Origin of the sequence: Citrobacter sp. Ce104 (genome assembly GCF_030334595.1) — a bacterium.
In the GTDB taxonomy this organism is placed as follows: Bacteria; Pseudomonadota; Gammaproteobacteria; order Enterobacterales; family Enterobacteriaceae; genus Citrobacter; species Citrobacter europaeus.
Map to the genome: position 1 here is coordinate 86,059 of NZ_JAOWDP010000068.1, position 25,807 is coordinate 111,865.

General features: G+C 52.2%; 24 protein-coding genes and 2 tRNA genes. 19 read left to right on the top strand and 7 right to left on the bottom strand.

Annotated features, from left to right (window positions below):
* Window positions 1-31: 31 nt before the first annotated feature.
* Window positions 32-316, bottom strand: coding sequence for a DNA-binding transcriptional regulator SfsB (gene sfsB, locus OGW16_RS18915; RefSeq protein ID WP_043017795.1), 285 nt, complete (start codon window positions 314-316; stop codon window positions 32-34).
* Between the two features lie 221 nt (window positions 317-537).
* A complete protein-coding gene (gene ispB / locus OGW16_RS18920; protein ID WP_043017794.1) occupies window positions 538-1,509 on the bottom strand; it encodes an octaprenyl diphosphate synthase in 972 nt (323 codons plus the stop codon).
* 258 nt (window positions 1,510-1,767) lie between these two features.
* Here ispB and rplU point away from each other — a divergent pair, with 258 nt between their 5' ends.
* From rplU to cgtA, 4 genes are all read left to right on the top strand, one after another.
* On the top strand, window positions 1,768-2,079 hold the full coding sequence (gene rplU, locus OGW16_RS18925) for a 50S ribosomal protein L21 (protein ID WP_042325074.1): 312 nt from the start codon (window positions 1,768-1,770) through the stop codon (window positions 2,077-2,079).
* A gap of 19 nt (window positions 2,080-2,098) precedes the next feature.
* Window positions 2,099-2,356 (top strand): 50S ribosomal protein L27, encoded by a 258-nt coding sequence (gene rpmA / locus OGW16_RS18930; RefSeq protein WP_003025030.1) that lies wholly within the window; start codon window positions 2,099-2,101, stop codon window positions 2,354-2,356.
* A gap of 127 nt (window positions 2,357-2,483) precedes the next feature.
* On the top strand, window positions 2,484-3,449 hold the full coding sequence (locus tag OGW16_RS18935) for a DMT family transporter (RefSeq protein WP_043017793.1): 966 nt from the start codon (window positions 2,484-2,486) through the stop codon (window positions 3,447-3,449).
* 15 nt (window positions 3,450-3,464) lie between these two features.
* On the top strand, window positions 3,465-4,637 hold the full coding sequence (gene cgtA, locus OGW16_RS18940) for an Obg family GTPase CgtA (protein WP_043017792.1): 1,173 nt from the start codon (window positions 3,465-3,467) through the stop codon (window positions 4,635-4,637).
* A gap of 105 nt (window positions 4,638-4,742) precedes the next feature.
* On the opposite strand, the gene dacB is transcribed toward cgtA, so the two are convergent.
* On the bottom strand, window positions 4,743-6,176 hold the full coding sequence (dacB, locus tag OGW16_RS18945; protein ID WP_047408339.1) for a serine-type D-Ala-D-Ala carboxypeptidase: 1,434 nt from the start codon (window positions 6,174-6,176) through the stop codon (window positions 4,743-4,745).
* A 248-nt stretch (window positions 6,177-6,424) separates the two neighbouring features.
* Between dacB and greA the strand changes: the two genes are divergently transcribed.
* A complete protein-coding gene (greA, locus tag OGW16_RS18950; RefSeq protein ID WP_016154674.1) occupies window positions 6,425-6,901 on the top strand; it encodes a transcription elongation factor GreA in 477 nt (158 codons plus the stop codon).
* A gap of 153 nt (window positions 6,902-7,054) precedes the next feature.
* On the opposite strand, the gene yhbY is transcribed toward greA, so the two are convergent.
* Window positions 7,055-7,348, bottom strand: a complete 294-nt coding sequence (gene yhbY / locus OGW16_RS18955) for a ribosome assembly RNA-binding protein YhbY (RefSeq protein WP_003025016.1) — start codon at window positions 7,346-7,348, stop codon at window positions 7,055-7,057.
* A gap of 125 nt (window positions 7,349-7,473) precedes the next feature.
* On the opposite strand from yhbY, the gene rlmE reads away from it, so the two are divergent.
* The 4 genes from rlmE to glmM all read left to right on the top strand — a co-directional run bounded on the left by rlmE (window position 7,474) and on the right by glmM (window position 12,414).
* Complete coding sequence (rlmE, locus tag OGW16_RS18960) at window positions 7,474-8,103, top strand: 23S rRNA (uridine(2552)-2'-O)-methyltransferase RlmE (RefSeq protein WP_003025015.1); 630 nt, start codon at window positions 7,474-7,476, stop codon at window positions 8,101-8,103.
* A gap of 99 nt (window positions 8,104-8,202) precedes the next feature.
* Window positions 8,203-10,137 (top strand): ATP-dependent zinc metalloprotease FtsH, encoded by a 1,935-nt coding sequence (gene ftsH, locus OGW16_RS18965; RefSeq protein WP_043017790.1) that lies wholly within the window; start codon window positions 8,203-8,205, stop codon window positions 10,135-10,137.
* A 98-nt stretch (window positions 10,138-10,235) separates the two neighbouring features.
* The gene (gene folP / locus OGW16_RS18970; protein WP_042311280.1) at window positions 10,236-11,084 is read left to right on the top strand and encodes a dihydropteroate synthase; all 849 of its coding nucleotides are present in this window, start codon (window positions 10,236-10,238) and stop codon (window positions 11,082-11,084) included.
* Entirely contained in the window at window positions 11,077-12,414 is a 1,338-nt protein-coding gene (glmM, locus tag OGW16_RS18975; RefSeq protein WP_043017789.1) for a phosphoglucosamine mutase, read from the top strand. Before folP ends, glmM begins: the two co-directional genes overlap by 8 nt.
* 46 nt (window positions 12,415-12,460) lie before the next feature.
* Here the strand turns inward: glmM and dcuC are convergent, their stop codons facing one another.
* Both dcuC and iadA read right to left on the bottom strand, forming a co-directional pair.
* The gene (gene dcuC / locus OGW16_RS18980; protein WP_286518692.1) at window positions 12,461-13,927 is read right to left on the bottom strand and encodes a C4-dicarboxylate transporter DcuC; all 1,467 of its coding nucleotides are present in this window, start codon (window positions 13,925-13,927) and stop codon (window positions 12,461-12,463) included.
* Between the two features lie 10 nt (window positions 13,928-13,937).
* Complete coding sequence (iadA, locus tag OGW16_RS18985; protein ID WP_221922884.1) at window positions 13,938-15,071, bottom strand: beta-aspartyl-peptidase; 1,134 nt, start codon at window positions 15,069-15,071, stop codon at window positions 13,938-13,940.
* Window positions 15,072-15,219: 148 nt separating this feature from the next.
* Between iadA and OGW16_RS18990 the strand changes: the two genes are divergently transcribed.
* The 3 genes from OGW16_RS18990 to OGW16_RS19000 all read left to right on the top strand — a co-directional run bounded on the left by OGW16_RS18990 (window position 15,220) and on the right by OGW16_RS19000 (window position 16,709).
* Window positions 15,220-16,113: a LysR family transcriptional regulator gene (locus OGW16_RS18990; protein ID WP_043017786.1), complete on the top strand. Its 894-nt coding sequence runs from the start codon at window positions 15,220-15,222 to the stop codon at window positions 16,111-16,113.
* A gap of 167 nt (window positions 16,114-16,280) precedes the next feature.
* Window positions 16,281-16,613, top strand: coding sequence for a preprotein translocase subunit SecG (gene secG / locus OGW16_RS18995; RefSeq protein ID WP_003025000.1), 333 nt, complete (start codon window positions 16,281-16,283; stop codon window positions 16,611-16,613).
* Window positions 16,614-16,622: 9 nt separating this feature from the next.
* Window positions 16,623-16,709, top strand: a tRNA-Leu gene (locus OGW16_RS19000).
* Window positions 16,710-16,905: 196 nt separating this feature from the next.
* Here the strand turns inward: OGW16_RS19000 and argG are convergent.
* Window positions 16,906-18,249, bottom strand: a complete 1,344-nt coding sequence (gene argG, locus OGW16_RS19005) for an argininosuccinate synthase (protein WP_087052960.1) — start codon at window positions 18,247-18,249, stop codon at window positions 16,906-16,908.
* Window positions 18,250-18,583: 334 nt separating this feature from the next.
* Here argG and OGW16_RS19010 point away from each other — a divergent pair.
* The 7 genes from OGW16_RS19010 to rpsO all read left to right on the top strand — a co-directional run bounded on the left by OGW16_RS19010 (window position 18,584) and on the right by rpsO (window position 25,589).
* A tRNA-Met gene (locus OGW16_RS19010) sits at window positions 18,584-18,660 on the top strand.
* 207 nt (window positions 18,661-18,867) lie between these two features.
* Window positions 18,868-19,320 (top strand): ribosome maturation factor RimP, encoded by a 453-nt coding sequence (gene rimP / locus OGW16_RS19015; protein ID WP_003024996.1) that lies wholly within the window; start codon window positions 18,868-18,870, stop codon window positions 19,318-19,320.
* 28 nt (window positions 19,321-19,348) lie between these two features.
* Window positions 19,349-20,836, top strand: coding sequence for a transcription termination factor NusA (gene nusA / locus OGW16_RS19020; protein ID WP_043017784.1), 1,488 nt, complete (start codon window positions 19,349-19,351; stop codon window positions 20,834-20,836).
* 24 nt (window positions 20,837-20,860) lie between these two features.
* The gene (gene infB, locus OGW16_RS19025) at window positions 20,861-23,551 is read left to right on the top strand and encodes a translation initiation factor IF-2 (protein ID WP_032945099.1); all 2,691 of its coding nucleotides are present in this window, start codon (window positions 20,861-20,863) and stop codon (window positions 23,549-23,551) included.
* A 146-nt stretch (window positions 23,552-23,697) separates the two neighbouring features.
* A complete protein-coding gene (rbfA, locus tag OGW16_RS19030; RefSeq protein ID WP_003024988.1) occupies window positions 23,698-24,102 on the top strand; it encodes a 30S ribosome-binding factor RbfA in 405 nt (134 codons plus the stop codon).
* Window positions 24,102-25,046, top strand: coding sequence for a tRNA pseudouridine(55) synthase TruB (gene truB, locus OGW16_RS19035; RefSeq protein WP_043017783.1), 945 nt, complete (start codon window positions 24,102-24,104; stop codon window positions 25,044-25,046). Before rbfA ends, truB begins: the two co-directional genes overlap by 1 nt.
* 273 nt (window positions 25,047-25,319) lie before the next feature.
* The gene (gene rpsO / locus OGW16_RS19040; RefSeq protein ID WP_000059465.1) at window positions 25,320-25,589 is read left to right on the top strand and encodes a 30S ribosomal protein S15; all 270 of its coding nucleotides are present in this window, start codon (window positions 25,320-25,322) and stop codon (window positions 25,587-25,589) included.
* The last annotated feature ends 218 nt before the right edge of the window (window positions 25,590-25,807 follow it).

Genomic DNA, 25,807 nt, shown 5'->3' on the forward strand with positions numbered 1-25,807 from the left:
CTGTGGGCTGGGGGGTACTCCTCATCGGTGTTCATTCAGAACTCTGTTTCTCTCTGCGTCCTCGCATCATTCGTGTTCTGTCGATGAATTCATGCGTTTTTGCGTCATGGTAGCGTGACGGCCAAATCACCCAGGGATCGGTTCCCAGCGCCCGGGCGATAATCAATTCCCCTTTTGGCCATGGTCGGGTTAACGCATTGGCCAGCGTTGATGAACTTAATCCATTTTTGCGTGATTCAGCGGCCATTGAGGTCCCTTTCTTGCGCAGTCCGGCGATGATATCGGCCGGATGCCAGTCAATCAGCTTGCTTTCCATACACTCATCTCTCCTTTGGTTAACGACGTACGGTTCCACGATAGGTTGTGGCGACACTATAACGCCCGGAGAACGAATGTTCTAAAATGTTCACGTAAAGTGTAAGTATATTCAGAATATGCCAAGGTTATGGCTTGTTTGTGGGAAATTTGAAAGTTGTTATTAGAGCTTATAAGAACATCCCGCGCAGAGCACGGGATGAGGGAGGACGCTGAAAGGAATTAACGGTCGCGCTGTACGGCGATATGCGCCAGACCAATCAGCGCTTCTCGCCATGGCGTATCAGGCAGCACCTGCAGCGCAGCGATGGCCTTATCAGCCTCTTCTTCTGCACGTTGGCGAGTCCACTCCAGAGAACCACAGGCGTTCATTGCATCCAAAACTGGCTCCAGAAGGTGACGACCATTACCTTGCTCAATGGCCTGGCGGATCATTTGCGCTTGCTCCGGCGAGCCGTGGCGCATGGCATGCAGCAGCGGCAGCGTTGGTTTACCTTCGTTGAGGTCATCGCCGACGTTTTTACCCAGTTGCTCGCCATCTGCGCTGTAATCCAGCAAATCGTCAATTAACTGGAAAGCGGTACCAAGATAACGGCCATAATCCTGCAACCCTTTCTCTTGTTCTTCGCTGCAACCTGCCAGAATGCCAGAACATTGGGCCGCCGCTTCAAACAAACGCGCGGTCTTACTGTAGATAACGCGCATATAGTTTTCTTCGGTGATGTCCGGATCGTTGACGTTCATCAACTGCAAGACTTCACCTTCGGCGATGACGTTGACCGCTTTCGACATGACTTCCAGTACTTTCAGCGAACCGAGGCTGGTCATCATTTGAAAAGCGCGGGTATAGATAAAATCGCCGACCAGCACGCTGGCCGCATTGCCAAAGGCTGCATTCGCCGTGGCTTTCCCGCGGCGCATGTCGGACTCATCCACAACATCGTCGTGCAACAGGGTCGCGGTGTGGATAAACTCGATGAGAGCCGCAATCGTAACGTGCGCATTATCCTGGTAACCAACGGCACGCGCTGCGAGTACGGCGATCATTGGGCGAATGCGTTTGCCGCCGCCGCTAACGATGTAGTACCCCAGTTGATTGATCAACTGAACGTCGGAATTGAGCTGTTCAAGGATTGTCGCATTGACCCCCGCCATATCTTGCGCGGTTAACTCATTGATTTTTTCTAAATTCATCGCAAAAGCCGGGCTTCTCGCCCCGATTACCTTACTGTATGAGAAGGTAACGTCGGGTTTAGGGTTATAAATATATGCTGATTGTACTGAAAAAACGCCGTAGATAAACGTTACCGTACATGTTGTGTTTTTTTTCTTCATGTATTGACGGTAGCACTTGTCAAAGGCTCGCGTTTTGCGTAATATTCGCGCCCTATTGTGAATATTTATAGCGCACTCTGAATCATCAAAAAGGTGTGCGCGGAAGCGGAGTTTTTTATGTACGCGGTTTTCCAAAGTGGTGGTAAACAACACCGAGTAAGCGAAGGTCAGACCGTTCGCCTGGAAAAGCTGGACATCGCAACTGGCGAATCTATTGAATTCGCTGAAGTTCTGATGATCGCAAACGGTGAAGAAGTCAAAATCGGCGTTCCTTTCGTTGATGGCGGCGTTATCAAAGCTGAAGTTGTTGCTCACGGTCGTGGCGAGAAAGTTAAAATTGTTAAGTTTCGTCGTCGTAAACACTACCGTAAGCAGCAGGGCCATCGTCAGTGGTTCACTGATGTGAAAATCACTGGCATCAGCGCTTAAGTTAAGGGGAGCAGATTAAATGGCACATAAAAAGGCTGGCGGCTCGACTCGTAACGGTCGCGATTCAGAAGCTAAACGTCTGGGCGTAAAACGCTTCGGCGGTGAAACAGTTCTGGCTGGTAGCATCATCGTTCGTCAACGTGGTACTAAATTCCACGCTGGCTCCAACGTTGGTTGCGGCAAAGACCACACTCTGTTTGCTAAAGCAGACGGTAAAGTGAAATTTGAAGTGAAAGGCCCGAAAAACCGTAAGTTCATCAGCATCGTTGCTGAATAAGTTTTTCGCGTCCCGGTAACGGATAAAAGCCCCGCAACACGTTGCGGGGCTTTTTACATTCGACGGCCGGTAAATACGCTCGTCGCGCCGTGACAACCCGGAAACGAGCCCTTGCAGGGAATACGGCATGAAGCAGCAGGCAGGCATTGGTATTCTGTTAGCACTCACAACGGCAGTATGTTGGGGCGCTTTGCCAATAGCAATGAAGCAAGTGCTGGAGGTGATGGAGCCTCCTACCGTGGTGTTCTACCGTTTTTTAATGGCAAGTATTGGCCTTGGCGCTATTCTTGCGGTTAAAAAAAAGCTCCCTCCGTTGCGTATTTTTCGCAAAGCGCGTTGGTTGATACTGTTGGCTATCGCTACCGGTGGGCTGTTCGGTAACTTCATTCTGTTTAGTTCATCCTTGCAATACTTGAGCCCAACGGCTTCGCAGGTTATCGGTCAGCTGTCACCGGTTGGTATGATGGTAGCCAGCGTCTTTATCCTGAAAGAAAAGATGCGCGGCACGCAGGTTATTGGCGCCGTTATGCTTCTGAGCGGTCTGGTCCTGTTTTTTAATACCAGTCTGATCGAAATTTTTACCCGACTCACCGATTACACCTGGGGCGTTATCTTTGGTGTTGGTGCGGCGATGGTCTGGGTGAGCTATGGGGTCGCGCAAAAGGTGTTATTGCGCCGACTGGCATCACCGCAGATCCTGTTTTTACTGTACACTTTATGTACGATTGCGTTGTTGCCGCTGGCAAAACCCGGTGTCATCACGCAGCTCAGCGACTGGCAGTTGGCATGCCTGGTATTCTGCGGCCTGAATACGCTGGTAGGATATGGCGCTCTCGCGGAAGCGATGGCGCGTTGGCAGGCGGCGCAGGTGAGCGCCATTATCACGCTCACACCGCTGTTTACGTTGTTATTTTCAGATTTATTATCACTGGCCTGGCCCGATTTCTTCGCCAGACCGATGCTAAACCTATTAGGTTATCTCGGTGCGTTTATCGTGGTTGCGGGCGCGATGTATTCCGCCATTGGTCATCGAATTTGGGGCGGTTTACGTAAGCATGAAACGGTGGTTTCGCAACCCCGCTCAGGCGAATGATTTACGGAGAGTAAAATGAAGTTTGTTGATGAAGCATCGATTCTGGTCGTTGCAGGTGATGGCGGTAATGGTTGCGTCAGCTTCCGCCGTGAAAAGTACATCCCAAAAGGCGGTCCGGACGGTGGTGACGGTGGTGATGGTGGTGACGTTTGGCTGGAAGCCGACGAAAACCTGAACACGCTGATCGATTACCGTTTTGAAAAATCATTCCGTGCGGAACGTGGTCAGAATGGCGCAAGCCGTGATTGCACCGGCAAGCGTGGTAAAGACGTCACGATTAAAGTGCCTGTCGGTACGCGTGTTATCGATCAGGGCACGGGCGAAACCATGGGCGACATGACCAAGCACGGTCAGCGTCTGATGGTCGCTAAAGGCGGCTGGCACGGTCTGGGTAACACCCGTTTCAAATCCTCGGTCAACCGTACTCCGCGTCAGAAAACGATGGGTACGCCGGGCGATAAGCGCGATCTGATGCTGGAGCTGATGCTGCTGGCGGACGTGGGTATGCTGGGCATGCCAAACGCCGGTAAATCGACCTTTATTCGTGCAGTGTCCGCGGCGAAGCCGAAAGTCGCTGATTATCCGTTTACCACTCTGGTACCGAGCCTGGGTGTGGTGCGTATGGACAACGAAAAGAGCTTCGTTGTTGCCGACATTCCGGGACTGATTGAAGGCGCGGCTGAAGGCGCAGGCCTGGGTATCCGCTTCCTGAAACACCTGGAACGCTGCCGCGTGCTGCTGCACCTCATTGATATCGATCCGATTGACGGTTCCGATCCGGTAGAAAACGCCCGTATCATTATTGGCGAACTGGAAAAATACAGTCAGGATCTGGCATCTAAACCGCGCTGGTTAGTGTTCAACAAAATTGATTTGCTGGACAAGGCTGAAGCGGAAGAGAAAGCGAAAGCGATCGCCGAAGCGTTGGGTTGGGAAGGTAAATATTACCTGATTTCCGCCGCCAGCCAGTTGGGCGTGAAAGATCTCTGCTGGGATGTGATGACCTTTATCATCGAGAACCCGATTGTTCAGGCTGAAGAAGCGAAGCAGCCAGAGAAAGTTGAGTTTATGTGGGATGATTATCACCGCCAGCAGCTCGCTGAAGTCGAAGACGAAGCGGAAGATGACTGGGATGATGATTGGGATGAAGAAGACGACGAAGGCGTTGAGTTCATCTACAAGCGTTAATCGCATTAAAAACCCCGGCCATGTTGCCGGGGTTGTTGTTTCCAGGTCTCTCTGTAGGCCGGATAAGGCACGTTAGTGCCGCCATCCGGCAATCAAACACCCCATCTAATTGTTCTGATAAATATCCTTGTACAACCGGCTCTCGAAGCGTACCAGAGGAATACGGCGATTACGCTGGTCAGCCGGCTCTACCGCATAACCAGACAAATACTGCACAAATGCCATGCGTTGGCCGCTTGCCGTGGTGATGAAGCCAGCAAGGTTATAGACCCCCTGCAGCGAGCCTGTCTTCGCCGATACTTTGCCATCCACACCAGCCTGATGCAGACCCGCACGGTATTGCAGGGAGCCGTCGTGGCCCGCCAGCGGCAGCATAGTGATAAAGTTCAGCTCGTTATCGTGCTGAGCGATGTATTGCAGCACCTGCATCATGGTCGCCGGGGCAATCAGGTTATGGCGGGAGAGACCAGAACCGTCGGCAATAATGGTGTTGCCGATATCAACGCCTGCCTGCTGACGCAAAATCTGGCGCACAGCATCAGAACCTGCTCGCCATGTGCCTGGCACGTTAAATCGCGCATGGCCAATCATACGGAAAACGGTATCGGCAATCATATTGTCCGATTTTTTCAGCATAATCTTAAGCAGATCATGCAGCGGTGCCGACTGCTTACTGGCGACTATGGTTCCCGGCTCGTTCACCAGCGTCTGGCGCAGCAGAGTACCGCTGTAAGTTATACCTGCTTGTTTTAGCTCATCTTTAATAATCGCTCCGGCATAGCTGGCGCCATCCTGAATGGCGAACGCCAGCGGCAGGGGATCGGCACGTTGGGGCAGGCATCCGGTCAGCGTATAGCGGTTGAGATCGCCGGGAACCACATCCAGTTCACAATATTGCGCTTCGGCAGAGCCACGCGCGAGAGTACGCACCTGGCTGAACATGGTGACCGGGTAGTAAGAGGCCACGCGGATAAAAGCGAGATCGTTGGGTTTTTGCGCGCTGTAAAGTGACACTGAGAAACAGTTACGATCGACAATGGCCGCTGCGGGCGGTGCGCTAAAACACTGCGTCATGTCGTTCCAGGGCCAACCTGGCGCTTTATCATGACTGGCAAAAATAGAGGTGTCGATCAGAACATTTCCGGCAATTTGTGTCACGCCTGATTTTTTCAGGGTCGCCACCATATTGCGAATATCCTGGCGTTTTAGCGTCGGATCGGCACCAAATCGCGCCACTAAGTCACCTTTCAATACTCCGCCTTCCACGTTGCCTTTAGTCTCAAGCGTGGTGGTAAAACGAAAGTCAGGCCCGAGCTGAATCAATGCCGCCAGCGCGGTGATCACTTTCTGGGTACTGGCCGGCAGCGCCATCTGCTGGCTATGAAAATCAATAGCGGGTGCAGGTGCGCCAACCTTCTGTACCATAAGGGCGAGGTTGGCCCCGGCAGGGAGCTGATTGATATACTCGTCGACGTTCGCAGCCTGAACGCTGAACGCTATACTGGCAGTCAATCCGATGGTAAATCTGGAAAATCGCATAATCTCGCGCTAACAACCTGGAAACAGGCCGTCATACTACGGCGCAACGCCCCAAAAAGTAAACGATGACCCATAGGGAACTCCAGGGTAAAATGATCATCAAATAGAGAATTGTAGCTGACCTGGGACCCTGAGCCCCGGGTCGGTATTTTTTTGCTTCTGACTCTGGCATGGCGTATGCCAGAGTGGGCTTAGCAGCCGGGGTGAGAGCAACCACCCCCTACAGGAATGTTCAAGAGGTATAACAAATGCAAGCTATCCCGATGACCTTACGTGGTGCTGAAAAACTGCGCGAAGAGCTGGATTTTCTGAAATCTGTGCGCCGTCCTGAAATTATTGCCGCTATCGCAGATGCGCGCGAGCATGGTGACCTGAAAGAAAATGCGGAGTACCACGCGGCGCGCGAACAGCAGGGTTTCTGCGAAGGACGCATTAAAGATATTGAAGCTAAACTGTCCAACGCGCAGGTTATCGACGTCACTAAAATGCCAAACAATGGTCGTGTAGTTTTCGGCGCGACGGTGACCGTGCTGAATCTCGATAACGACGAAGAGCAGACCTGGCGTATTGTCGGTGATGATGAAGCCGATTTTAAACAGAACCTGATTTCGGTGAATTCGCCTATCGCTCGCGGCCTGATCGGTAAAGAGCAGGATGATGTGGTGGTTATTAAAACGCCGGGCGGCGAAGTGGAATATGAAGTAACGAAGGTAGAATACCTGTAATTCGCATCTTGGTTAAGATGTTGATACATTGTAAAGAAAGGAAAAAGGCCGCATAGCGGCCTTTTATCAACGAAGAGAGCGTGGCATTTTGCTCTCCTGCTAGCGGAAAATCCCGCGTTTTACACAAACTTCGTGTGCAACTTTGGGATATTCTTAGCGCGGCAGCGAGATTTTACGTTCTTTAGTCGGGCGATACAGTACCAGCGTTTTGCCGATGACCTGTACATTACAGGCGCCGGTTTCGCGTACGATAGCTTCCACGATCAAGGTTTTAGTATCGCGATCTTCCGAGGCGATTTTCACCTTGATAAGTTCATGGTGCTCTAACGCTTGTTCAATCTCGGCCAGTACCCCTTCGGTCAAACCATTATTGCCAAGCATAACTACAGGCTTGAGCGGATGTGCCAGACCTTTCAGGTGCTGTTTTTGTTTAGTACTCAGATTCATCGTATATTTTTGCTTACGTTGGGATTGAAAACGGGTCATTCTACCGCCATCTCCCATATATCACCAAATAGCTGTGTAGAAATTTACACCATTGGTTACGATGAACTGCCCTTTGGGAATGTGAAATGACAGGTAAAAAGCGTTCTGCCAGCTCGAGTCGCTGGCTTCAGGAACACTTTAGCGATAAATATGTTCAACAGGCGCAGAAAAAGGGGTTACGTTCCCGTGCCTGGTTTAAACTTGATGAAATACAGCAAAGTGACAAAATTTTTAAACCGGGGATGACGATTGTTGATCTCGGTGCTGCACCCGGTGGTTGGTCGCAATATGCGGTTACGCAGATCGGCAACACTGGCCGCATTATCGCTTGCGATCTTTTACCTATGGATCCAATCGTTGGTGTGGACTTCCTTCAGGGCGACTTTCGTGATGAATTAGTCCTGAAAGCGTTACTTGAGCGCGTAGGTGACAGTAAAGTACAAGTTGTCATGTCTGATATGGCGCCAAATATGTGTGGAACACCGGCGGTGGATATTCCCCGGGCCATGTATCTGGTAGAGCTGGCGCTTGGAATGGCTCGTGATGTATTAGCGCCAGGTGGTAGTTTTGTAGTGAAGGTGTTCCAGGGCGAAGGCTTCGATGAGTATCTAAGAGAGATTCGCTCCCTGTTTACGAAGGTCAAAGTTCGTAAGCCGGACTCTTCCCGCGCCCGTTCGCGTGAAGTGTATATTGTAGCGACCGGGCGTAAACCATAACCGGTAGATTTCAAACGAAAGTTTGAAAGAAACTGGATATAGAGTATCCTGACGCTGTTTTTAACACAGTTGTAATATGAGGTTAATCCCTTGAGTGACATGGCGAAAAACCTAATTCTCTGGCTGGTCATTGCCGTTGTGCTGATGTCAGTATTCCAGAGCTTTGGGCCCAGCGAGTCTAATGGCCGTAAGGTTGATTACTCTACCTTCCTGCAAGAGGTCAATCAGGACCAGGTTCGTGAAGCGAAGATCAACGGACGTGAGATTAACGTTACCAAGAAAGATAGTAACCGTTACACGACCTACATTCCGGTTAACGATCCGAAGCTGCTTGATAACCTGCTGACCAAAAACGTCAAGGTTGTTGGCGAGCCGCCTGAAGAGCCGAGCCTGCTGGCTTCTATCTTCATTTCCTGGTTCCCAATGCTGCTGCTGATTGGTGTCTGGATCTTCTTCATGCGTCAAATGCAGGGCGGTGGTGGCAAAGGTGCCATGTCGTTCGGTAAGAGCAAAGCGCGCATGCTGACGGAAGATCAGATCAAAACCACTTTTGCTGACGTCGCCGGTTGCGACGAAGCAAAAGAAGAAGTTGCTGAACTGGTTGAGTATCTTCGCGAACCGAGCCGTTTCCAGAAGCTGGGCGGTAAAATCCCGAAAGGCGTCCTGATGGTCGGTCCTCCGGGTACGGGTAAAACCCTGTTGGCGAAAGCTATTGCAGGTGAAGCGAAGGTTCCTTTCTTCACAATTTCCGGTTCTGATTTCGTGGAAATGTTCGTAGGTGTTGGTGCATCTCGTGTGCGTGACATGTTCGAACAAGCCAAGAAAGCGGCACCGTGCATCATCTTCATCGATGAAATCGATGCCGTAGGCCGCCAGCGTGGCGCTGGTCTGGGTGGTGGTCACGATGAACGTGAGCAAACGCTGAACCAGATGCTGGTTGAGATGGACGGCTTTGAAGGTAACGAAGGTATTATCGTTATCGCAGCAACTAACCGTCCGGACGTTCTTGACCCTGCGCTGTTGCGTCCAGGCCGTTTCGACCGCCAGGTTGTGGTTGGCCTGCCGGACGTTCGCGGTCGTGAACAGATCCTGAAAGTGCATATGCGTCGCGTACCGCTGTCTCCGGATATCGATGCGGCAATCATTGCACGTGGTACGCCTGGCTTCTCCGGTGCGGATCTCGCGAACCTGGTGAACGAAGCGGCGCTGTTTGCTGCTCGCGGCAACAAGCGCGTGGTATCGATGGTTGAGTTTGAGAAGGCGAAAGACAAAATCATGATGGGTGCGGAACGTCGCTCCATGGTGATGACGGAAGCGCAGAAAGAATCTACCGCGTACCACGAAGCAGGCCACGCGATTATCGGTCGCCTGGTGCCGGAACACGATCCGGTGCATAAAGTGACGATTATCCCACGCGGTCGTGCGCTGGGTGTGACCTTCTTCCTGCCTGAAGGCGACGCAATCAGCGCCAGCCGTCAGAAACTGGAAAGTCAGATCTCCACGCTGTACGGCGGTCGTCTGGCTGAAGAGATCATCTACGGTGTTGAACATGTTTCTACCGGTGCGTCGAATGACATTAAAGTCGCGACTAACCTGGCGCGCAACATGGTTACTCAGTGGGGCTTCTCCGAGAAACTCGGTCCGTTGCTGTACGCTGAAGAAGAAGGCGAAGTGTTCCTGGGACGTTCTGTGGCGAAAGCTAAACATATGTCCGACGAAACGGCTCGCATTATTGATCAGGAAGTTAAACTGCTGATTGAGCGTAACTATGACCGTGCACGTCGTCTGCTGAACGAAAACATGGACATTCTGCACTCGATGAAAGATGCGCTCATGAAATATGAGACCATCGATGCGCCGCAGATTGACGATCTGATGGCTCGCCGCGACGTGCGTCCACCAGCGGGTTGGGAAGAACCGGGTTCTTCTAACAACAACTCTGGCAGCACCGGCAAGCCGAGCGCGCCGCGTCCGGTTGATGAACCGCGTGCGCCGGACTCTGGCACCATGTCAGAGCAACTGGGCGACAAATAAGTTATCGTTGATGATGACCGTGTTCTAATTGAAAACCCTGGGGCTTGCTCCGGGGTTTTTCTTATCTGCATATTCAAGATTTTACCAGGGATAAAACTATGAAACTCTTTGCTCAGGGTTCTTCACTGGATCTCAGCCATCCACACGTCATGGGGATTTTGAACGTCACGCCAGACTCTTTTTCCGATGGCGGGGCGCACAACTCTCTGGTTGAGGCGGTAAAACACGCAAACCTGATGATTAACGCCGGGGCGACTATCATTGATGTGGGTGGTGAATCCACGCGCCCAGGCGCGGCCGATGTGAGCGTGGAAGAAGAGTTGCAGCGAGTGATCCCGGTGGTGGAGGCGATTGCTCAGCGCTTTGAAGTGTGGATTTCGGTCGATACCTCAAAACCAGAAGTGATTCGCGAATGCGCGAGAGTCGGCGCACATATCATTAATGACATTCGCTCACTCTCGGAGCCTGGGGCGCTGGAGGCTGCAGCAGAAACTGGATTGCCGGTTTGTCTGATGCATATGCAGGGGCAGCCGAAAACCATGCAGGAAGCGCCAAAGTACGAGGATGTGTTCGCTGAGGTAAATCGTTACTTTGTTGAGCAAATAGCACGCTGCGAGCGGGCCGGAATCACAAAAGATAAATTGTTGCTCGACCCGGGATTCGGATTCGGTAAAAATCTCACCCACAACTACACATTACTGGCGCGCCTGGCTGAGTTTCATCATTTTGATCTGCCGCTGCTGGTTGGAATGTCACGAAAATCAATGGTTGGTCAGTTGCTGAATGTGGGGCCATCCGAACGCCTGAGCGGTAGCCTTGCGTGTGCGGTCATTGCCGCAATGCAGGGGGCGCAGATCGTTCGTGTCCATGACGTCAAAGAAACCGTAGAAGCGATGCGTGTGGTGGAAGCCACATTGTCTGCAAAGGAAAATAAACGCTATGAGTAATCGTAAATATTTTGGCACCGATGGGATCCGTGGTCGCGTAGGCGACGCCCCAATTACCCCTGATTTTGTGCTCAAGCTGGGTTGGGCGGCAGGTAAAGTGCTGGCACGTCATGGTTCACGTAAAATTATTATTGGTAAAGATACGCGTATTTCCGGCTATATGCTGGAGTCCGCGCTGGAAGCGGGTCTGGCTGCCGCCGGACTGTCGGCTTCTTTTACGGGCCCAATGCCAACACCCGCCGTTGCGTATCTGACGCGCGCCTTCCGCGCTGAAGCTGGGATTGTTATCTCCGCCTCGCACAACCCGTACTATGACAATGGGATTAAATTCTTCTCCATCGACGGGACCAAACTGCCGGATGCGGTTGAAGAAGCTATCGAAGCCGAAATGGAAAAAGCGATTACCTGCGTGGACTCGGCGGAACTGGGTAAGGCTACCCGTATCGTTGATGCTGCCGGTCGCTATATCGAGTTTTGCAAAGGCACCTTCCCGAATGAGCTAAGCCTGAGCGAGCTTAAAATCGTAGTGGATTGTGCTAACGGCGCGACCTACCACATTGCGCCAAATGTACTGCGTGAGCTGGGCGCAAACGTGATTGCCATTGGCTGTGAGCCAAACGGCGTGAACATCAATGAAGAAGTCGGCGCCACAGACGTCCGTGCCCTGCAGGCCCGCGTAATCGCAGAAAAAGCCGATCTGGGTATTGCGCTGGACGGCGACGGCGATCGCGTCATTATGGTTGACCACGAAGGCAATAAGGTCGATGGCGATCAGATCATGTACATCATCGCCCGTGAAGCCCTGCGTCAGGGGCAGCTGCGCGGTGGCGCGGTAGGCACGTTGATGAGCAACATGGGCCTCGAACTGGCGTTGAAACAGCTGGGTATTCCGTTTGCCCGTGCGAAAGTCGGCGACCGCTACGTACTGGAAAAAATGCAGGAAAAAGGCTGGCGTATCGGTGCTGAAAACTCAGGCCATGTGATCCTGCTGGACAAAACCACCACCGGTGACGGCATCGTGGCAGGTCTGCAGGTACTGGCGGCGATGGTGCGCAATCATATGAGTTTGCACGACCTGTGCAGCGGCATGAAAATGTTCCCACAGCTGTTGGTTAACGTACGTTATACCGCAGGTAGCGGCGATCCGCTGGAACATGAAAACGTGAAAGCGGTGATGGCTGAGGTTGAAGCGGCGCTGGGTAACCGTGGACGCGTTCTGCTGCGTAAATCTGGTACCGAACCGTTAATTCGCGTGATGGTTGAAGGTGAAGATGAAGCGCAGGTGACTGAATTCGCTCACCGTATTGCCGATGCTGTGAAAGCGGTGTAATCACCTCAGACAGTGAAAGCCGGAGTCTGAGACTCCGGCTTTTTTTTTACTGTACGGCAAGCGGCTGTTTACGTCGGCGCTGCCAGACGTAACCGCCGACCATCAGTAGTACAAGGACTGCCAGCCACGGCAGAACCGCCAGCAGATGCCCAGACCGGGCAAAGGTCAGCGCAATCATCAGTAACCAACCGCCCAGCATCGGAATCGCGGTACGCTTAACAATATCCACAGGCGAGACGTCTGCAATTCCCGCGATAGCAATGATGACGCCAGCAATGGGCGATAACGTACGACCAATACCCGCCGAGATCTGGATAGGCAGCATCATGACTGCGATATCGCTTCCGATATGACGACTGATGTCCGGCACCATTGGGGCGAAGGAGAAAAAGGCCGCGTTCCCGGAGCCCATTAGCGCTGAAATTGCAAAGGTGATAAGCGTCATCAGCAAGATAATCGAGGCGGCGCTGAGGCCAAATTCACCGGAAAGCGACAGCAGCGCGTCAACGGCGCCAATGGCTTTCAGTCCGGCTGAAAAGACTTCACCGGCGATAATCAACGTCACGACTGTGGCAAAAACGCTACCCATGCTGTCGAAGACTTTTTGTACGCCAGCCATCACCTCGCGCGCCTTACGATGACGGCAGTATTCACATACCAGGGTAATGGCAAGGCTTATCAGTACGGCGGTATCCAGCGTAATCTTGAGTGAACTGAATACTAAATCACTGCACACCAGCATCAACACCAGCGGCAGCATGGGTAAAAACAGCCAGGCGATAGGTGCGTCGGCTTCATCGGTAGACGTTAATGTCTGCATCTGCTGAGCCACATTGTCACCACTTTCCCGACGGTCGAAAAAGCGTTGCACAACAATATGCAGCAGGGCGATGAACAGAATGACGGGCACGACGATCGGCAATTGATCCTGCACGAAATAGTTCACCACCTCGATACCTGCGGTTTTAGCGGCGAGAACCGAGTTACCAGAACCCGGGCCGAATTCAACCGCACAGGTGCTGGCGATAACGGCGGCAACGGCGGCACGGCTACAGCCAAGGCGGGTTAGCAGCGGGTACAGCGTCGCCATCAACAGCAGACCTAACCCGGTGGCGCTGCTGATAAACAGCGACAGGAATTGCCCCAGCAACAGCGCCAGCCCCAGCAGTAGATACGGTGAGTTCAGGCGTTGCAAAGGGCGAGACGTCACCCGAACCAGCACCTGGCTTGCGCCAATGGCCGACATATACGTGGCGAAACCACCAATCAGCATAATTTGCAGTCCGAGGCCGCCGAGACGCACGCTCAGGGTATCGCGAATAAACTCAAAGACGTCAAAAGGGCCAAATCCGGTGCTCTTTTTCACCAGGCTACTGAGTGAGGTCATCCCGCTAAAATGTGCGATAAGCAACAGCACAATCCCGGTCAATAACAGTACCGATTGGGGGTGATATTTTTTGAGGATCAGACGTCCGGCAAAAATGATGGCGAGTAGCGCCAGTAATAATGACATTTTGGCCCCCTTACTCGAAGTTGCCGGTAACCAGGCATTCGCCATCTCGCAGCAACGGCTTACCCGCAGCAAACAGATGGGCCAGCGAGAGGTCATCATTGAGTACACAGATATCGGCACGTTCCCCGGCGCAGAGCACGCCGCCGGAAATACCCAACGAGCGCGCCACGTTTGCCGTCAACATCGCAATTGCCTGTGGCGCCGGAATACCAACATCAATCAGGCGAGGAAGCAGATTAAGGTTACCTGCGACCGGTGCCGCGCTTAGGCCTTCCACAATCCCCTGAGCGTTAAAGCGCGGAACGCTGCCATTACCATCAGAGCTTATCGTGATGCGATCGGCCGGCACCTGGGCTTCCAGGGCGTGGAGGATCGCCTGCTCCTGAGGCATAAAGCGACTACCACCAGACGTAACGTCGATATGGCCCCCACGATGAGCGAAAGCAATTGCCTGTTCGAACAAGGACTCTGTTCTCGCAACGTGGGTCGGTGAAATGTGGTGGATCGGAATGCCTGCATCACACAGCTCAAAAAGCGGTGACATCCCTTCCGGTAGATTCCCCAGGTGGACATGCAGCAACCCTTTTTTCCCTGCCAGCAGGGAAGACACGCGGATATCGCTGACTATTCGCAGCAATTCCTGGAAAGAGGGGTAAGAACCACGGTGATCGGCGAGGGCTATTTTTACGCCAAGGATCGCCGGAATGAAGGCCATATCATCGCGGATGGATCGCGTAATGGTTGGGCTGGGAACGGCGTAGGCTCCCGTATGCATAAACGCGCGCAATCCCTCAAGATTGAGAGACTGCATTTTGGCGTAGAGATCTTTGGGCGAACGAGAGATGGCATCGGTGCCTAATACGCCGACAACTGTGGTAATGCCTGCCTGAATCAGATCGCGCAGCTTGACGGCTGGCGTTCGGCTGGCAAACCCGGCTTCGCCACCGCCACCGGTTAGATGCACATGCTGATCGATGATGCCTGGGATAACCCATTTGCCCCGACAATCGATGACCTCGTCGACGCCATCAAACAGAGAAATATCTTTTTCTACCGCCACAATTCGGTCGGCATGAATGAGCAGGGAGCAGAGGCCTAAATCCTCAGGAGAAAAAACACGGGCATTGGTCAATAAAGTAAACATATCGGTCCTGTCAAACGTCGAGGGTGAGAGTCGGCAGGTGAAACGGAATATTGTTGTTATGATGGTCACCATAAAGCCATTACTATAATTATGACTATTACCGATTTGTTATTGGAGGATGCGGTTATGGCATGGTGGAGAATTCAACGTGGATTGTAAGTGGCTGGAGGACTTTCTGGCATTGAGCCAGCATGGAAACTACTCCCTGGCGGCGGCGCAGCGGCATATTACTCAACCAGCACTCAGTCGGCGTATAAAGGCGCTGGAAGAGGTGCTGGGGGTGCCGCTGTTTGACAGGACCACGACTCCCGTTACGCTGACGCGCTATGGTGAACGCTTTGAACCCTATGCCCGACACGTCCTTAGTACGTTAACAGAGGCGCGCCACGAATTATCGGCGATGACGCCAGCAACGGATAACACGCTGGTGATGGTCAGCCTGCATACGCTGTCGGTGAATATCCTGCCGGATATGATCAGCTATCTGCGACAAAGTGAACCGCAGCTAAATTTTACGGTAAATGCCAGTATTCAGGGGATAGACAACCACTTTAACGCCCTGATAGACCGGCAAATCGATCTACTGGTGACCTACGATTTACCCTCTGCGCAGCCGGGGTTGGAGATAGCCGGAGGGTTGAAACGTTCACTATGGCGGTATGAGCGATTTATACCGGTTATTTCTGCCCAACTGGCTGATGCGCTTACCGATCCGCATGCGCCGATTCCGTGGCTATGCTACAGCGACTACACCTTTGTCAGACGCATTATTGAGACGGCAGAACAACGCGTCCGCCCGCGTCTGAAAAAAGTGTTTGAGAGTGGTTTAAGCGAAACGATACGAGAAATGGTGCTGCGCCATATGGGAATGGCGTGGTTACCCGAATCGATGGTGGCGGAAGAGCTGGTGAACCAGCAAATTATTCATTGCTGGCCAGAAAACACAGACCTGATTTGTGAAATCCCCGTTGTGGTATGGGCGAATCTTGAAGATCAACGCGCCGTTATGCAGAGATGCTGGGAGAAGTTGCTGCGTTTTTGATTGATATGGCGATTTTTTCCGCAGTTGATACAATGCTAACAAATTGCCCTTGCGAAGGTTATTCGCTTTGGTTAGTATTCACACCCGCTTCAGTGGGAAACAGTAAATATTCCCGCTTTAATGGTCGAAGCATTGTACGCGGCAACTCCGCAAGGAACAGGTTGATTATGCACGAAGCTCTTTTAGTAGTTTTCCTTATTGTGGCAATTGGCCTGGTAGGCTTGATCATGCTGCAGCAAGGCAAAGGCGCTGATATGGGAGCCTCTTTTGGCGCAGGCGCTTCTGGTACTCTGTTTGGTTCAAGTGGTTCTGGTAACTTCATGACCCGTATGACAGCTGTATTGGGAACCTTGTTCTTCATCATCAGTCTGGTGCTGGGTAACATGAACAGCAACAAGACCAATAAAGGAAGTGAGTGGGAAAATCTGAGCGCACCGGCAAAAACCGAGCAAACTCAGCCAGCTGCTCCGGCTCAGCCGACCAGCGATATCCCACGCTAAGTATTCTGTACCGAGGTGGTGGAATTGGTAGACACGCTACCTTGAGGTGGTAGTGCCCTAACGGGCTTGTGGGTTCGAGTCCCATCCTCGGTACCAAATTCCAAAAAAAAGACGCTGAAAAGCGTCTTTTTTTCGTCTGTTATTTGTGGCTATCCTGTAGGTCGGATAAGGCGTTAACGCCGCCATCCGACATTATTACAACGCCTGATGGCACTACGCTTATCAGGCCTACAGACACCTTATATTCCGCGCATAAAAAAGGCCGCTTTCGCGGCCTTAAGATGGCGAATCTTTACTTCGACTTATTTTCCAGATTCTCAACCTGCGGCAGGCCGGTTGTGGAAGAGGCGGTCAGCAGGCCAGACTGCGCATAGCCGAACAGCTTCTCGCGGGTATCGGTAATGTCCAGATTACGCATGGTCAACTGACCGATACGGTCGTCAGGTGAGAATACTGACTCGCCTTTTTCCATCGTCAGACGTTCTGGTTTATAAGTCAGATTGTCAGACACGGTGTTGAGGATTGAGTAGTCATTACCGCGACGCAGTTCCAGCGTCACTTCACCGGTGATCTGGCTGGCAACCCAGCGCTGCAGACCGTCACGCAGCATCAGTGCCTGAGAGTCGAACCAACGGCCCTGATACAGCAGACGACCCAGCTGGCGACCGTGCGCGTGATACTGCTCGATGGTGTCTTCGTTATGAATACCGGTCAGCAGACGCTCATAGGCTATATGCAGCAATGCCATCCCCGGGGCTTCGTAGATGCCACGGCTCTTTGCTTCAATGATACGGTTTTCAATCTGATCGCTCATACCCAAACCGTGACGGCCGCCGATACGGTTGGCTTCCAGCATCATCTCAACGTCGTCGCTGAAGGTTTTACCGTTCAGCGCAACCGGATGACCCTGCTCAAAACGCACGGTAACTTCTTCTGCCGGGATCTTCACGCTCTCATCCCAGAATTTCACGCCCATAATCGGGTTGACGATTTTGACGCTGGAGTTCAGGAACTCGAGGTCTTTAGCTTCGTGGGTCGCGCCGAGCATATTGGAGTCTGTGGAGTACGCTTTCTCAACGGACATTTTGTAGTCGAAACCACAGGCAATCATAAATTCGGACATCTCATGGCGACCGCCGAGTTCATCGATAAAATCGGTATCCAGCCATGGTTTGTAAATCTGCAATTCGGCGTTGGTCAGCAGACCGTAACGATAAAAACGTTCAATATCGTTACCTTTGTAGGTGCTACCGTCACCCCAGATGTTCACGCCATCTTCTTTCATGGCGGCAACCAGCATGGTGCCGGTGACTGCACGGCCCAACGGGGTGGTATTGAAGTAGGTTAGCCCGCCGGTGGTATTGTGGAATGCACCGCACTGAATGGCAGCGATCCCTTCGGCAACCAGCTGCTTACGGCAATCTACCAGGCGAGCATTCTCAGCACCATATTCCATTGCACGGCGAGGAATGGCGTCATAGTCATCCTCATCCGGCTGGCCCAAATTCGCAGTATATGCATATGGGACAGCCCCTTTTTGTCGCATCCACAGCAGTGCTGCACTGGTGTCCAGGCCGCCGGAAAAAGCGATACCAATACGTTGACCTACCGGGAGATGCTTGAGAATCGTCGTCATAAAATAAAACCCTGCTTGATAGACTGGTGAAGAGGTCGGCTTATTATGCTAATTGCATTTTTATGCAAAATAAATGAGTTTTCATTTAATCATCTTTTCTGGATGACAGGAAGAGTTTAGTGATAATTTCGTTAAATAACGGCGTGGGTGGCACATTTATCTTGCTGAACAAGCGCTGGTCAGCATTCATTGATTTGCATAGTCGTAACAAGGTTGACATAACGCATAGTGAATCAATATACTGTGCGCAGATTTTACGTCCCGTCCTCGGTACCAAATCCCAGCAGTATTTGCATTTTTTACCCAAAACGAGTAAAATTTGCCACGTTTCAGGCGCGGGGTGGAGCAGCCTGGTAGCTCGTCGGGCTCATAACCCGAAGGTCGTCGGTTCAAATCCGGCCCCCGCAACCACTTTCCCTTAGAGTTCTTTTTCAAATATACTGTGAAGACTTAGGCCTTCGTAGCTGGATTTGAAAAAAATTCTTTCGGAAGGTTCTCCGAACCGCAGGTGCGGTTATAGGGTTCAGTTATCTAAAGCCCCGATTTATCGGGGTTTTTTGTTATCTGACTACAGAATAACTGGGCTTTAGGCCCTTTTTTTATGTCTTGGGGGTGGGCTTGTCCACATTAGAGCAAAAATTAACAGAGATGATTACAGCGCCAGTTGAAGCCCTGGGCTACGAATTGGTCGGCATCGAATTTATTCGTGGTCGCACATCCACACTGCGCATCTATATTGATAGTGAAGATGGCATCAATGTTGATGATTGTGCTGATGTGAGCCATCAGGTAAGCGCCGTGATGGATGTCGAAGACCCAATCACCGTTGCCTATAACCTGGAAGTTTCCTCTCCGGGTCTCGACCGTCCTCTGTTCACAGCTGAACACTACGTGCGTTTCCTGGGTGAAGAAGTCACGCTGGTTCTTCGTATGGCGGTACAAAACCGTCGTAAATGGCAGGGCGTTATCAAAGCGGTGGACGGTGAGATGATCACGGTCACAGTCGAAGGCAAAGATGAAGTGTTCGCGCTGAGTAATATCCAGAAGGCGAACCTGGTTCCCCACTTTTAACAGTCTGGATTGAGGTGAAAAGCCCGCGATGAACAAAGAAATTTTGGCTGTTGTTGAAGCCGTATCCAACGAAAAAGCGCTGCCACGCGAGAAAATTTTTGAAGCGCTGGAAAGTGCGCTGGCTACAGCAACAAAGAAAAAATATGAGCAAGAGATCGACGTTCGCGTAGAAATCGATCGTAAAAGCGGTGATTTCGATACCTTCCGTCGTTGGGTAATCGTAGAAGAAGTTACTCAGCCGACCAAAGAAATTACCCTGGAAGCGGCACGCTTCGAAGACGAAAGCCTGAACGTGGGCGAATATGTTGAAGATCAGATTGAATCTGTCACCTTCGACCGTATCACCACCCAGACCGCGAAGCAGGTTATCGTACAGAAAGTACGTGAAGCTGAACGCGCAATGGTTGTTGATCAGTTCCGCGAACACGAAGGTGAAATCGTCACCGGTGTGGTGAAGAAAGTAAACCGCGACAACATCTCTCTGGATCTGGGCAGCAATGCTGAAGCCGTGATCCTGCGTGAAGACATGCTGCCGCGTGAAAACTTCCGTCCAGGCGACCGTATTCGTGGCGTTCTGTATTCTGTTCGCCCGGAAGCGCGCGGTGCGCAGCTGTTCGTAACCCGTTCCAAACCGGAAATGCTGGTTGAGCTGTTCCGCATCGAAGTGCCGGAAATTGGCGAAGAAGTGATCGAAATTAAAGCGGCTGCTCGCGATCCGGGATCGCGTGCGAAAATCGCCGTTAAGACCAACGACAAGCGTATTGATCCGGTCGGCGCGTGTGTTGGTATGCGCGGTGCGCGCGTTCAGGCGGTTTCTACCGAACTGGGCGGCGAGCGTATCGATATCGTCCTGTGGGATGATAACCCGGCGCAGTTCGTGATTAACGCAATGGCGCCAGCAGACGTCGCTTCTATCGTGGTGGATGAAGACAAACACACCATGGATATCGCGGTTGAAGCCGGTAACTTGGCTCAGGCGATTGGACGTAATGGTCAGAACGTCCGTCTGGCTTCACAACTGAGCGGTTGGGAACTCAACGTAATGACCGTTGATGACCTGCAGGCGAAGCATCAGGCTGAAGCACATGCAGCCATTGATACCTTCACCAAATATCTCGATATCGATGAAGATTTCGCGACAGTTCTGGTTGAAGAAGGTTTTGCGACGCTGGAAGAACTGGCCTACGTGCCAATGAAAGAGCTGCTGGAAATTGACGGCCTGGATGAACAGACCGTTGAAGCGCTGCGCGAGCGTGCTAAAAACGCACTGACCACTCTGGCACTGGCCCAGGAAGAAAGCCTCGGTGATAACAAACCGGCTGACGATCTGCTGAATCTGGAAGGATTGGATCGTGAGATGGCCTTCAAACTGGCTGCCCGTGGTGTTTGTACGCTGGAAGATCTCGCTGAACAGGGCATTGATGATCTGGCTGATATCGAAGGGTTGACCGACGAAAAAGCCGGTGAGCTGATTATGGCTGCCCGTAATATTTGCTGGTTCGGCGACGAAGCGTAATAAACTGTAGCAGGAAGGAACAGTATGACAGATGTAACCGTAAAAACGCTGGCTGCAGAGATACAGACCTCCGTGGATCGCCTGGTACAGCAATTTGCTGATGCTGGTATCCCGAAGTCTGCTGACGACTCTGTGTCCGCACAAGAGAAACAAACCTTACTGGCGCATCTGAACCGTGAGAACGGCTCAGCGCCGGATAAGTTGACATTGCAGCGTAAAACGCGCAGTACTCTCAATATTCCAGGTACCGGTGGAAAAAGTAAATCGGTACAAATCGAAGTCCGCAAGACACGCACCTTTGTGAAACGCGATCCGCAAGAGGCTGAACGCCTTGCCGCGGAAGAGCAGGCGCAGCGTGAAGCGGAAGAGCAAGCCCGTCGTGAGGCAGAAGAAGCTGCCAAACGCGAGGCGCAACAAAAAGCCGAACGTGAGGCCGCAGAACAAGCTAAGCGTGAAGCCGCTGATAAAGCGAAACGTGAAGCTGCGGAAAAAGACAAAGTGAGCAATCAACAGACCGACGATATGACTAAAACCGCCCAGGCCGAAAAAGCCCGCCGTGAAAATGAAGCCGCAGAACTGAAGCGTAAAGCGGAAGAAGAAGCACGTCGCAAGCTTGAAGAAGAAGCGCGCCGCGTAGCGGAAGAAGCTCGCCGTATGGCGGAAGAAAACGAGAAAAATGGTGTGAATAACGCTGAACCTGTTGAAGATACCAGCGATTATCACGTCACCACTTCCCAGCATGCTCGCCAGGCTGAAGACGAGAACGATCGTGAAGTTGAAGGCGGTCGTGGTCGTACTCGCAGCACTAAAGCAGCGCGTCCGGCGAAGAAAGGCAACAAACACGCTGAATCTAAAGCTGACCGTGAAGAAGCGCGTGCAGCGGTTCGCGGTGGTAAAGGCGGTAAGCAGCGTAAAGGTTCCGCTCTGCAGCAGGGCTTCCAGAAGCCAGCTCAGGCCGTTAACCGTGACGTTGTGATCGGCGAAACCATCACCGTTGGCGATCTGGCGAACAAGATGGCGGTCAAAGGCTCTCAGGTCATCAAAGCGATGATGAAGCTGGGCGCAATGGCGACCATCAACCAGGTCATCGACCAGGAAACCGCGCAGCTGGTTGCCGAAGAGATGGGCCACAAAGTTATCCTGCGTCGTGAAAACGAGCTGGAAGAAGCGGTAATGAGCGACCGTGACACTGGCGCTGCGGCTGAACCGCGCGCTCCGGTAGTGACCATCATGGGTCACGTTGACCACGGTAAAACGTCTCTGCTGGACTACATTCGTTCCACGAAAGTGGCCTCTGGCGAAGCGGGCGGCATTACTCAGCACATCGGTGCGTACCACGTTGAAACTGACAACGGTATGATCACCTTCCTGGATACCCCAGGTCACGCCGCGTTTACCTCCATGCGTGCTCGTGGTGCTCAGGCAACGGATATCGTTGTTCTGGTTGTTGCAGCAGACGACGGCGTGATGCCGCAGACTATCGAAGCTATCCAGCACGCGAAAGCGGCAGGTGTGCCGGTTGTTGTTGCAGTCAACAAAATCGATAAACCGGAAGCGGATCCAGATCGCGTTAAAAACGAACTGTCCCAGTACGGCATCATGCCGGAAGAGTGGGGCGGCGAGAGCCAGTTCGTTCACGTTTCTGCGAAAGCGGGTACCGGTATCGACGAACTGCTGGATGCTATCCTGCTGCAGGCCGAAGTACTGGAACTGAAAGCTATCCGTAAAGGTATGGCGAGCGGCGCGGTTATCGAATCCTTCCTGGATAAAGGTCGTGGCCCGGTTGCTACCGTCCTGGTTCGCGAAGGTACCCTGAACAAGGGCGATATCGTTCTGTGTGGTTTCGAATACGGCCGCGTTCGTGCGATGCGTAACGAACTGGGTCAGGAAGTACTGGAAGCGGGTCCGTCCATTCCGGTGGAAATCCTCGGTCTGTCCGGTGTTCCGGCTGCGGGTGACGAAGTTACCGTTGTTCGTGACGAGAAGAAAGCCCGTGAAGTTGCACTGTACCGTCAGGGCAAATTCCGTGAAGTTAAACTGGCTCGTCAGCAGAAATCTAAACTCGAGAACATGTTCGCTAACATGACCGAAGGCGAAGTTCACGAAGTGAACATCGTCCTGAAGGCCGACGTTCAGGGTTCTGTAGAAGCGATTTCCGACTCTTTACTGAAACTGTCTACCGACGAAGTAAAAGTGAAGATCATCGGTTCTGGCGTAGGTGGTATCACCGAAACCGACGCGACCCTGGCTGCGGCATCCAACGCGATTCTGGTTGGCTTCAACGTACGTGCTGATGCCTCTGCACGTAAAGTTATCGAATCAGAAAGCCTGGATCTGCGTTACTACTCCGTCATCTATCATCTGATCGACGAAGTGAAAGCAGCGATGAGCGGCATGCTGTCTCCGGAACTGAAACAGCAGATCATTGGTCTGGCTGAAGTTCGTGATGTGTTCAAATCACCGAAATTCGGCGCTATCGCAGGCTGTATGGTTACCGAAGGCACGATTAAACGTCACAACCCAATCCGCGTACTGCGCGACAACGTGGTTATCTATGAAGGCGAGCTGGAATCCCTGCGCCGCTTCAAAGATGACGTCAACGAAGTCCGTAACGGTATGGAATGTGGTATCGGCGTGAAGAACTACAACGACGTTCGCGTTGGCGATATGATCGAAGTGTTCGAGATCATCGAGATCAAACGTACCATCGCTTAATCTTCGTCGTTTTTTGGGCCGCAATTTGCAGCCCAAAATTCTTAGAAGATGATTAGGTGTAGGCCGGGTAAGCGAAGCGCCACCCGGCAAGAAATTTAAAAAGGGGCTTATGGCCCCTTTTTTGTCTTTATTCTGGAGAATTTATTATGGCGAAAGAATTTGGTCGCCCGCAGCGTGTCGCGCAAGAGATGCAGAAAGAGATCGCACTCATCCTGCAACGCGAAATCAAAGACCCGCGTGTTGGTATGATGACCACCGTATCGGGCGTTGAGATGTCCCGTGACCTGGCTTATGCCAAAGTATTCGTGACTTTCCTGAACGATCAGGACGAAGCTGCCGTGAAAAACGGCATTAAGGCACTGCAGGAAGCCTCTGGTTTTATCCGCTCTCTGCTGGGTAAAGCAATGCGCCTGCGCATCGTGCCTGAGCTGACCTTCTTCTACGACAACTCGTTGGTTGAAGGGATGCGCATGTCCAATCTGGTGACCAGCGTGGTGAAACATGACGATGAGCGTCGTGTGAACCCAGCGGACGACAGCAAGGAGGACTGATGAGTCGTCCTCGTCGTCGTGGTCGCGATATTCACGGAGTTCTGCTGCTGGATAAACCGCAGGGCATGTCCAGCAATGATGTACTGCAAAAAGTAAAGCGCATCTACAATGCCAACCGCGCGGGACATACCGGCGCGTTGGATCCGCTGGCGACAGGCATGCTGCCTATCTGCCTCGGTGAAGCGACTAAGTTTTCACAGTATTTACTGGATTCCGACAAACGCTATCGTGTGGTTGCCCGTCTGGGCCAGCGTACTGATACCTCCGATGCCGATGGGCAAATCGTGCAGGAGCGCCCGGTAACCTTCACCGCAGAGCAGCTTGCAAACGCGCTGGAGACTTTCCGCGGCGATATCGAGCAGATTCCGTCGATGTATTCGGCGCTGAAGTATCAGGGTAAGAAGCTGTACGAATATGCGCGTCAGGGCATTGAAGTGCCGCGTGAAGCGCGCCCGATTACCGTCTATGAGCTGCTGTTTATTCGCCATGAAGGTAACGAACTGGAACTGGAAGTTCACTGTTCCAAAGGCACCTATATTCGCACCATTGTTGACGATCTCGGTGAGAAGTTGGGTTGCGGCGCGCACGTCACGTATCTGCGTCGTTTGACGGTCAGCAAGTATCCGGTGGATCGAATGGTGACGCTGGAACATCTGCGTGACCTGGTTGAACAGGCCGAGCAGCAGAACATTCCGGCGGCACAGCTGCTTGATCCTTTGCTGATGCCAATGGACAGTCCAGCATCGGACTATCCTGTTGTTAATTTGCCTTTAACATCCTCGGTTTACTTTAAAAATGGTAACCCGGTACGGACGTCAGGCGCGCCGCTGGAAGGACTGGTGCGCGTGACGGAAGGCGATGACGGCAAGTTTATCGGCATGGGGGAGATGGACGATGAAGGTCGTGTCGCCCCCCGTCGCCTGGTGGTTGAGTATCCTGCATAGCGCTCTCTGTCTTGCGATAAAAGGGCGCTGCGAGTAGAATACTGCCGCTTAACGTCGCGTAAATTGTTTAACAATCTAGGCGACGTATACACAAAATCATTCGAGCTGCATCAAGGCGGCAAGTCTGAGAATCCTCAGGAGCTTACTTAGGTAAGTGACTGAGGTGAGCAGACGCAGCCAACGCAGAGTCAGTTTGAAGGATAAAGTGTATACACTGGGATAGCTGAATTAGAGATCGGCATCCTTTCATTCTTAACACTTTGGAGTTTTAAAATGTCTCTAAGTACTGAAGCTACCGCTAAAATCGTTTCTGAGTTTGGTCGTGATGCAAACGACACCGGTTCTACCGATGTTCAGGTTGCACTGTTGACTGCACAGATTAACCACCTGCAGGGCCACTTTGCAGAGCACAAAAAAGATCACCACAGCCGTCGTGGTCTGCTGCGCATGGTTTCTCAGCGTCGTAAACTGCTCGACTACCTGAAACGTAAAGATGTTGCACGTTACACCGCGCTGATCGAGCGTCTGGGTCTGCGTCGCTAATTCTTTCGAGTTTCAGAAAGAGGGGGCCTTCATGGCCCCTTTTTTCCAGCAGATGGCAGCAATTCGCTGGAAACTAATGTATTGTTGCTATGAATGATCTTCCGTTGCAGAGGTTCGCGCGGCTAATGAGAGGCTTTACTCATGCTTATGGGTTAGGGTTGTCATTAGTCGCGAGGATGCGCAGAAGATCGGGTATTAACGATGGCGCAAAATGTGCC

What these genes read in the sequence shown, in the direction of transcription:
- nusA (WP_043017784.1), top strand. Translation starts at nt 19,349, where the DNA reads ATGAACAAAGAAATTTTGGCTGTTGTTGAAGCCGTATCCAACGAAAAA.
- ispB (WP_043017794.1), bottom strand. Translation starts at nt 1,509, where the DNA reads ATGAATTTAGAAAAAATCAATGAGTTAACCGCGCAAGATATGGCGGGG.
- rlmE (WP_003025015.1), top strand. Translation starts at nt 7,474, where the DNA reads ATGACAGGTAAAAAGCGTTCTGCCAGCTCGAGTCGCTGGCTTCAGGAA.
- truB (WP_043017783.1), top strand. Translation starts at nt 24,102, where the DNA reads ATGAGTCGTCCTCGTCGTCGTGGTCGCGATATTCACGGAGTTCTGCTG.
- OGW16_RS18935 (WP_043017793.1), top strand. Translation starts at nt 2,484, where the DNA reads ATGAAGCAGCAGGCAGGCATTGGTATTCTGTTAGCACTCACAACGGCA.
- argG (WP_087052960.1), bottom strand. Translation starts at nt 18,249, where the DNA reads ATGACGACGATTCTCAAGCATCTCCCGGTAGGTCAACGTATTGGTATC.
- yhbY (WP_003025016.1), bottom strand. Translation starts at nt 7,348, where the DNA reads ATGAATCTGAGTACTAAACAAAAACAGCACCTGAAAGGTCTGGCACAT.
- ftsH (WP_043017790.1), top strand. Translation starts at nt 8,203, where the DNA reads ATGGCGAAAAACCTAATTCTCTGGCTGGTCATTGCCGTTGTGCTGATG.
- glmM (WP_043017789.1), top strand. Translation starts at nt 11,077, where the DNA reads ATGAGTAATCGTAAATATTTTGGCACCGATGGGATCCGTGGTCGCGTA.
- secG (WP_003025000.1), top strand. Translation starts at nt 16,281, where the DNA reads ATGCACGAAGCTCTTTTAGTAGTTTTCCTTATTGTGGCAATTGGCCTG.
- rpmA (WP_003025030.1), top strand. Translation starts at nt 2,099, where the DNA reads ATGGCACATAAAAAGGCTGGCGGCTCGACTCGTAACGGTCGCGATTCA.
- infB (WP_032945099.1), top strand. Translation starts at nt 20,861, where the DNA reads ATGACAGATGTAACCGTAAAAACGCTGGCTGCAGAGATACAGACCTCC.
- dacB (WP_047408339.1), bottom strand. Translation starts at nt 6,176, where the DNA reads ATGCGATTTTCCAGATTTACCATCGGATTGACTGCCAGTATAGCGTTC.
- greA (WP_016154674.1), top strand. Translation starts at nt 6,425, where the DNA reads ATGCAAGCTATCCCGATGACCTTACGTGGTGCTGAAAAACTGCGCGAA.
- dcuC (WP_286518692.1), bottom strand. Translation starts at nt 13,927, where the DNA reads ATGTCATTATTACTGGCGCTACTCGCCATCATTTTTGCCGGACGTCTG.
- rplU (WP_042325074.1), top strand. Translation starts at nt 1,768, where the DNA reads ATGTACGCGGTTTTCCAAAGTGGTGGTAAACAACACCGAGTAAGCGAA.
- iadA (WP_221922884.1), bottom strand. Translation starts at nt 15,071, where the DNA reads ATGTTTACTTTATTGACCAATGCCCGTGTTTTTTCTCCTGAGGATTTA.
- rbfA (WP_003024988.1), top strand. Translation starts at nt 23,698, where the DNA reads ATGGCGAAAGAATTTGGTCGCCCGCAGCGTGTCGCGCAAGAGATGCAG.
- cgtA (WP_043017792.1), top strand. Translation starts at nt 3,465, where the DNA reads ATGAAGTTTGTTGATGAAGCATCGATTCTGGTCGTTGCAGGTGATGGC.
- rpsO (WP_000059465.1), top strand. Translation starts at nt 25,320, where the DNA reads ATGTCTCTAAGTACTGAAGCTACCGCTAAAATCGTTTCTGAGTTTGGT.
- sfsB (WP_043017795.1), bottom strand. Translation starts at nt 316, where the DNA reads ATGGAAAGCAAGCTGATTGACTGGCATCCGGCCGATATCATCGCCGGA.
- folP (WP_042311280.1), top strand. Translation starts at nt 10,236, where the DNA reads ATGAAACTCTTTGCTCAGGGTTCTTCACTGGATCTCAGCCATCCACAC.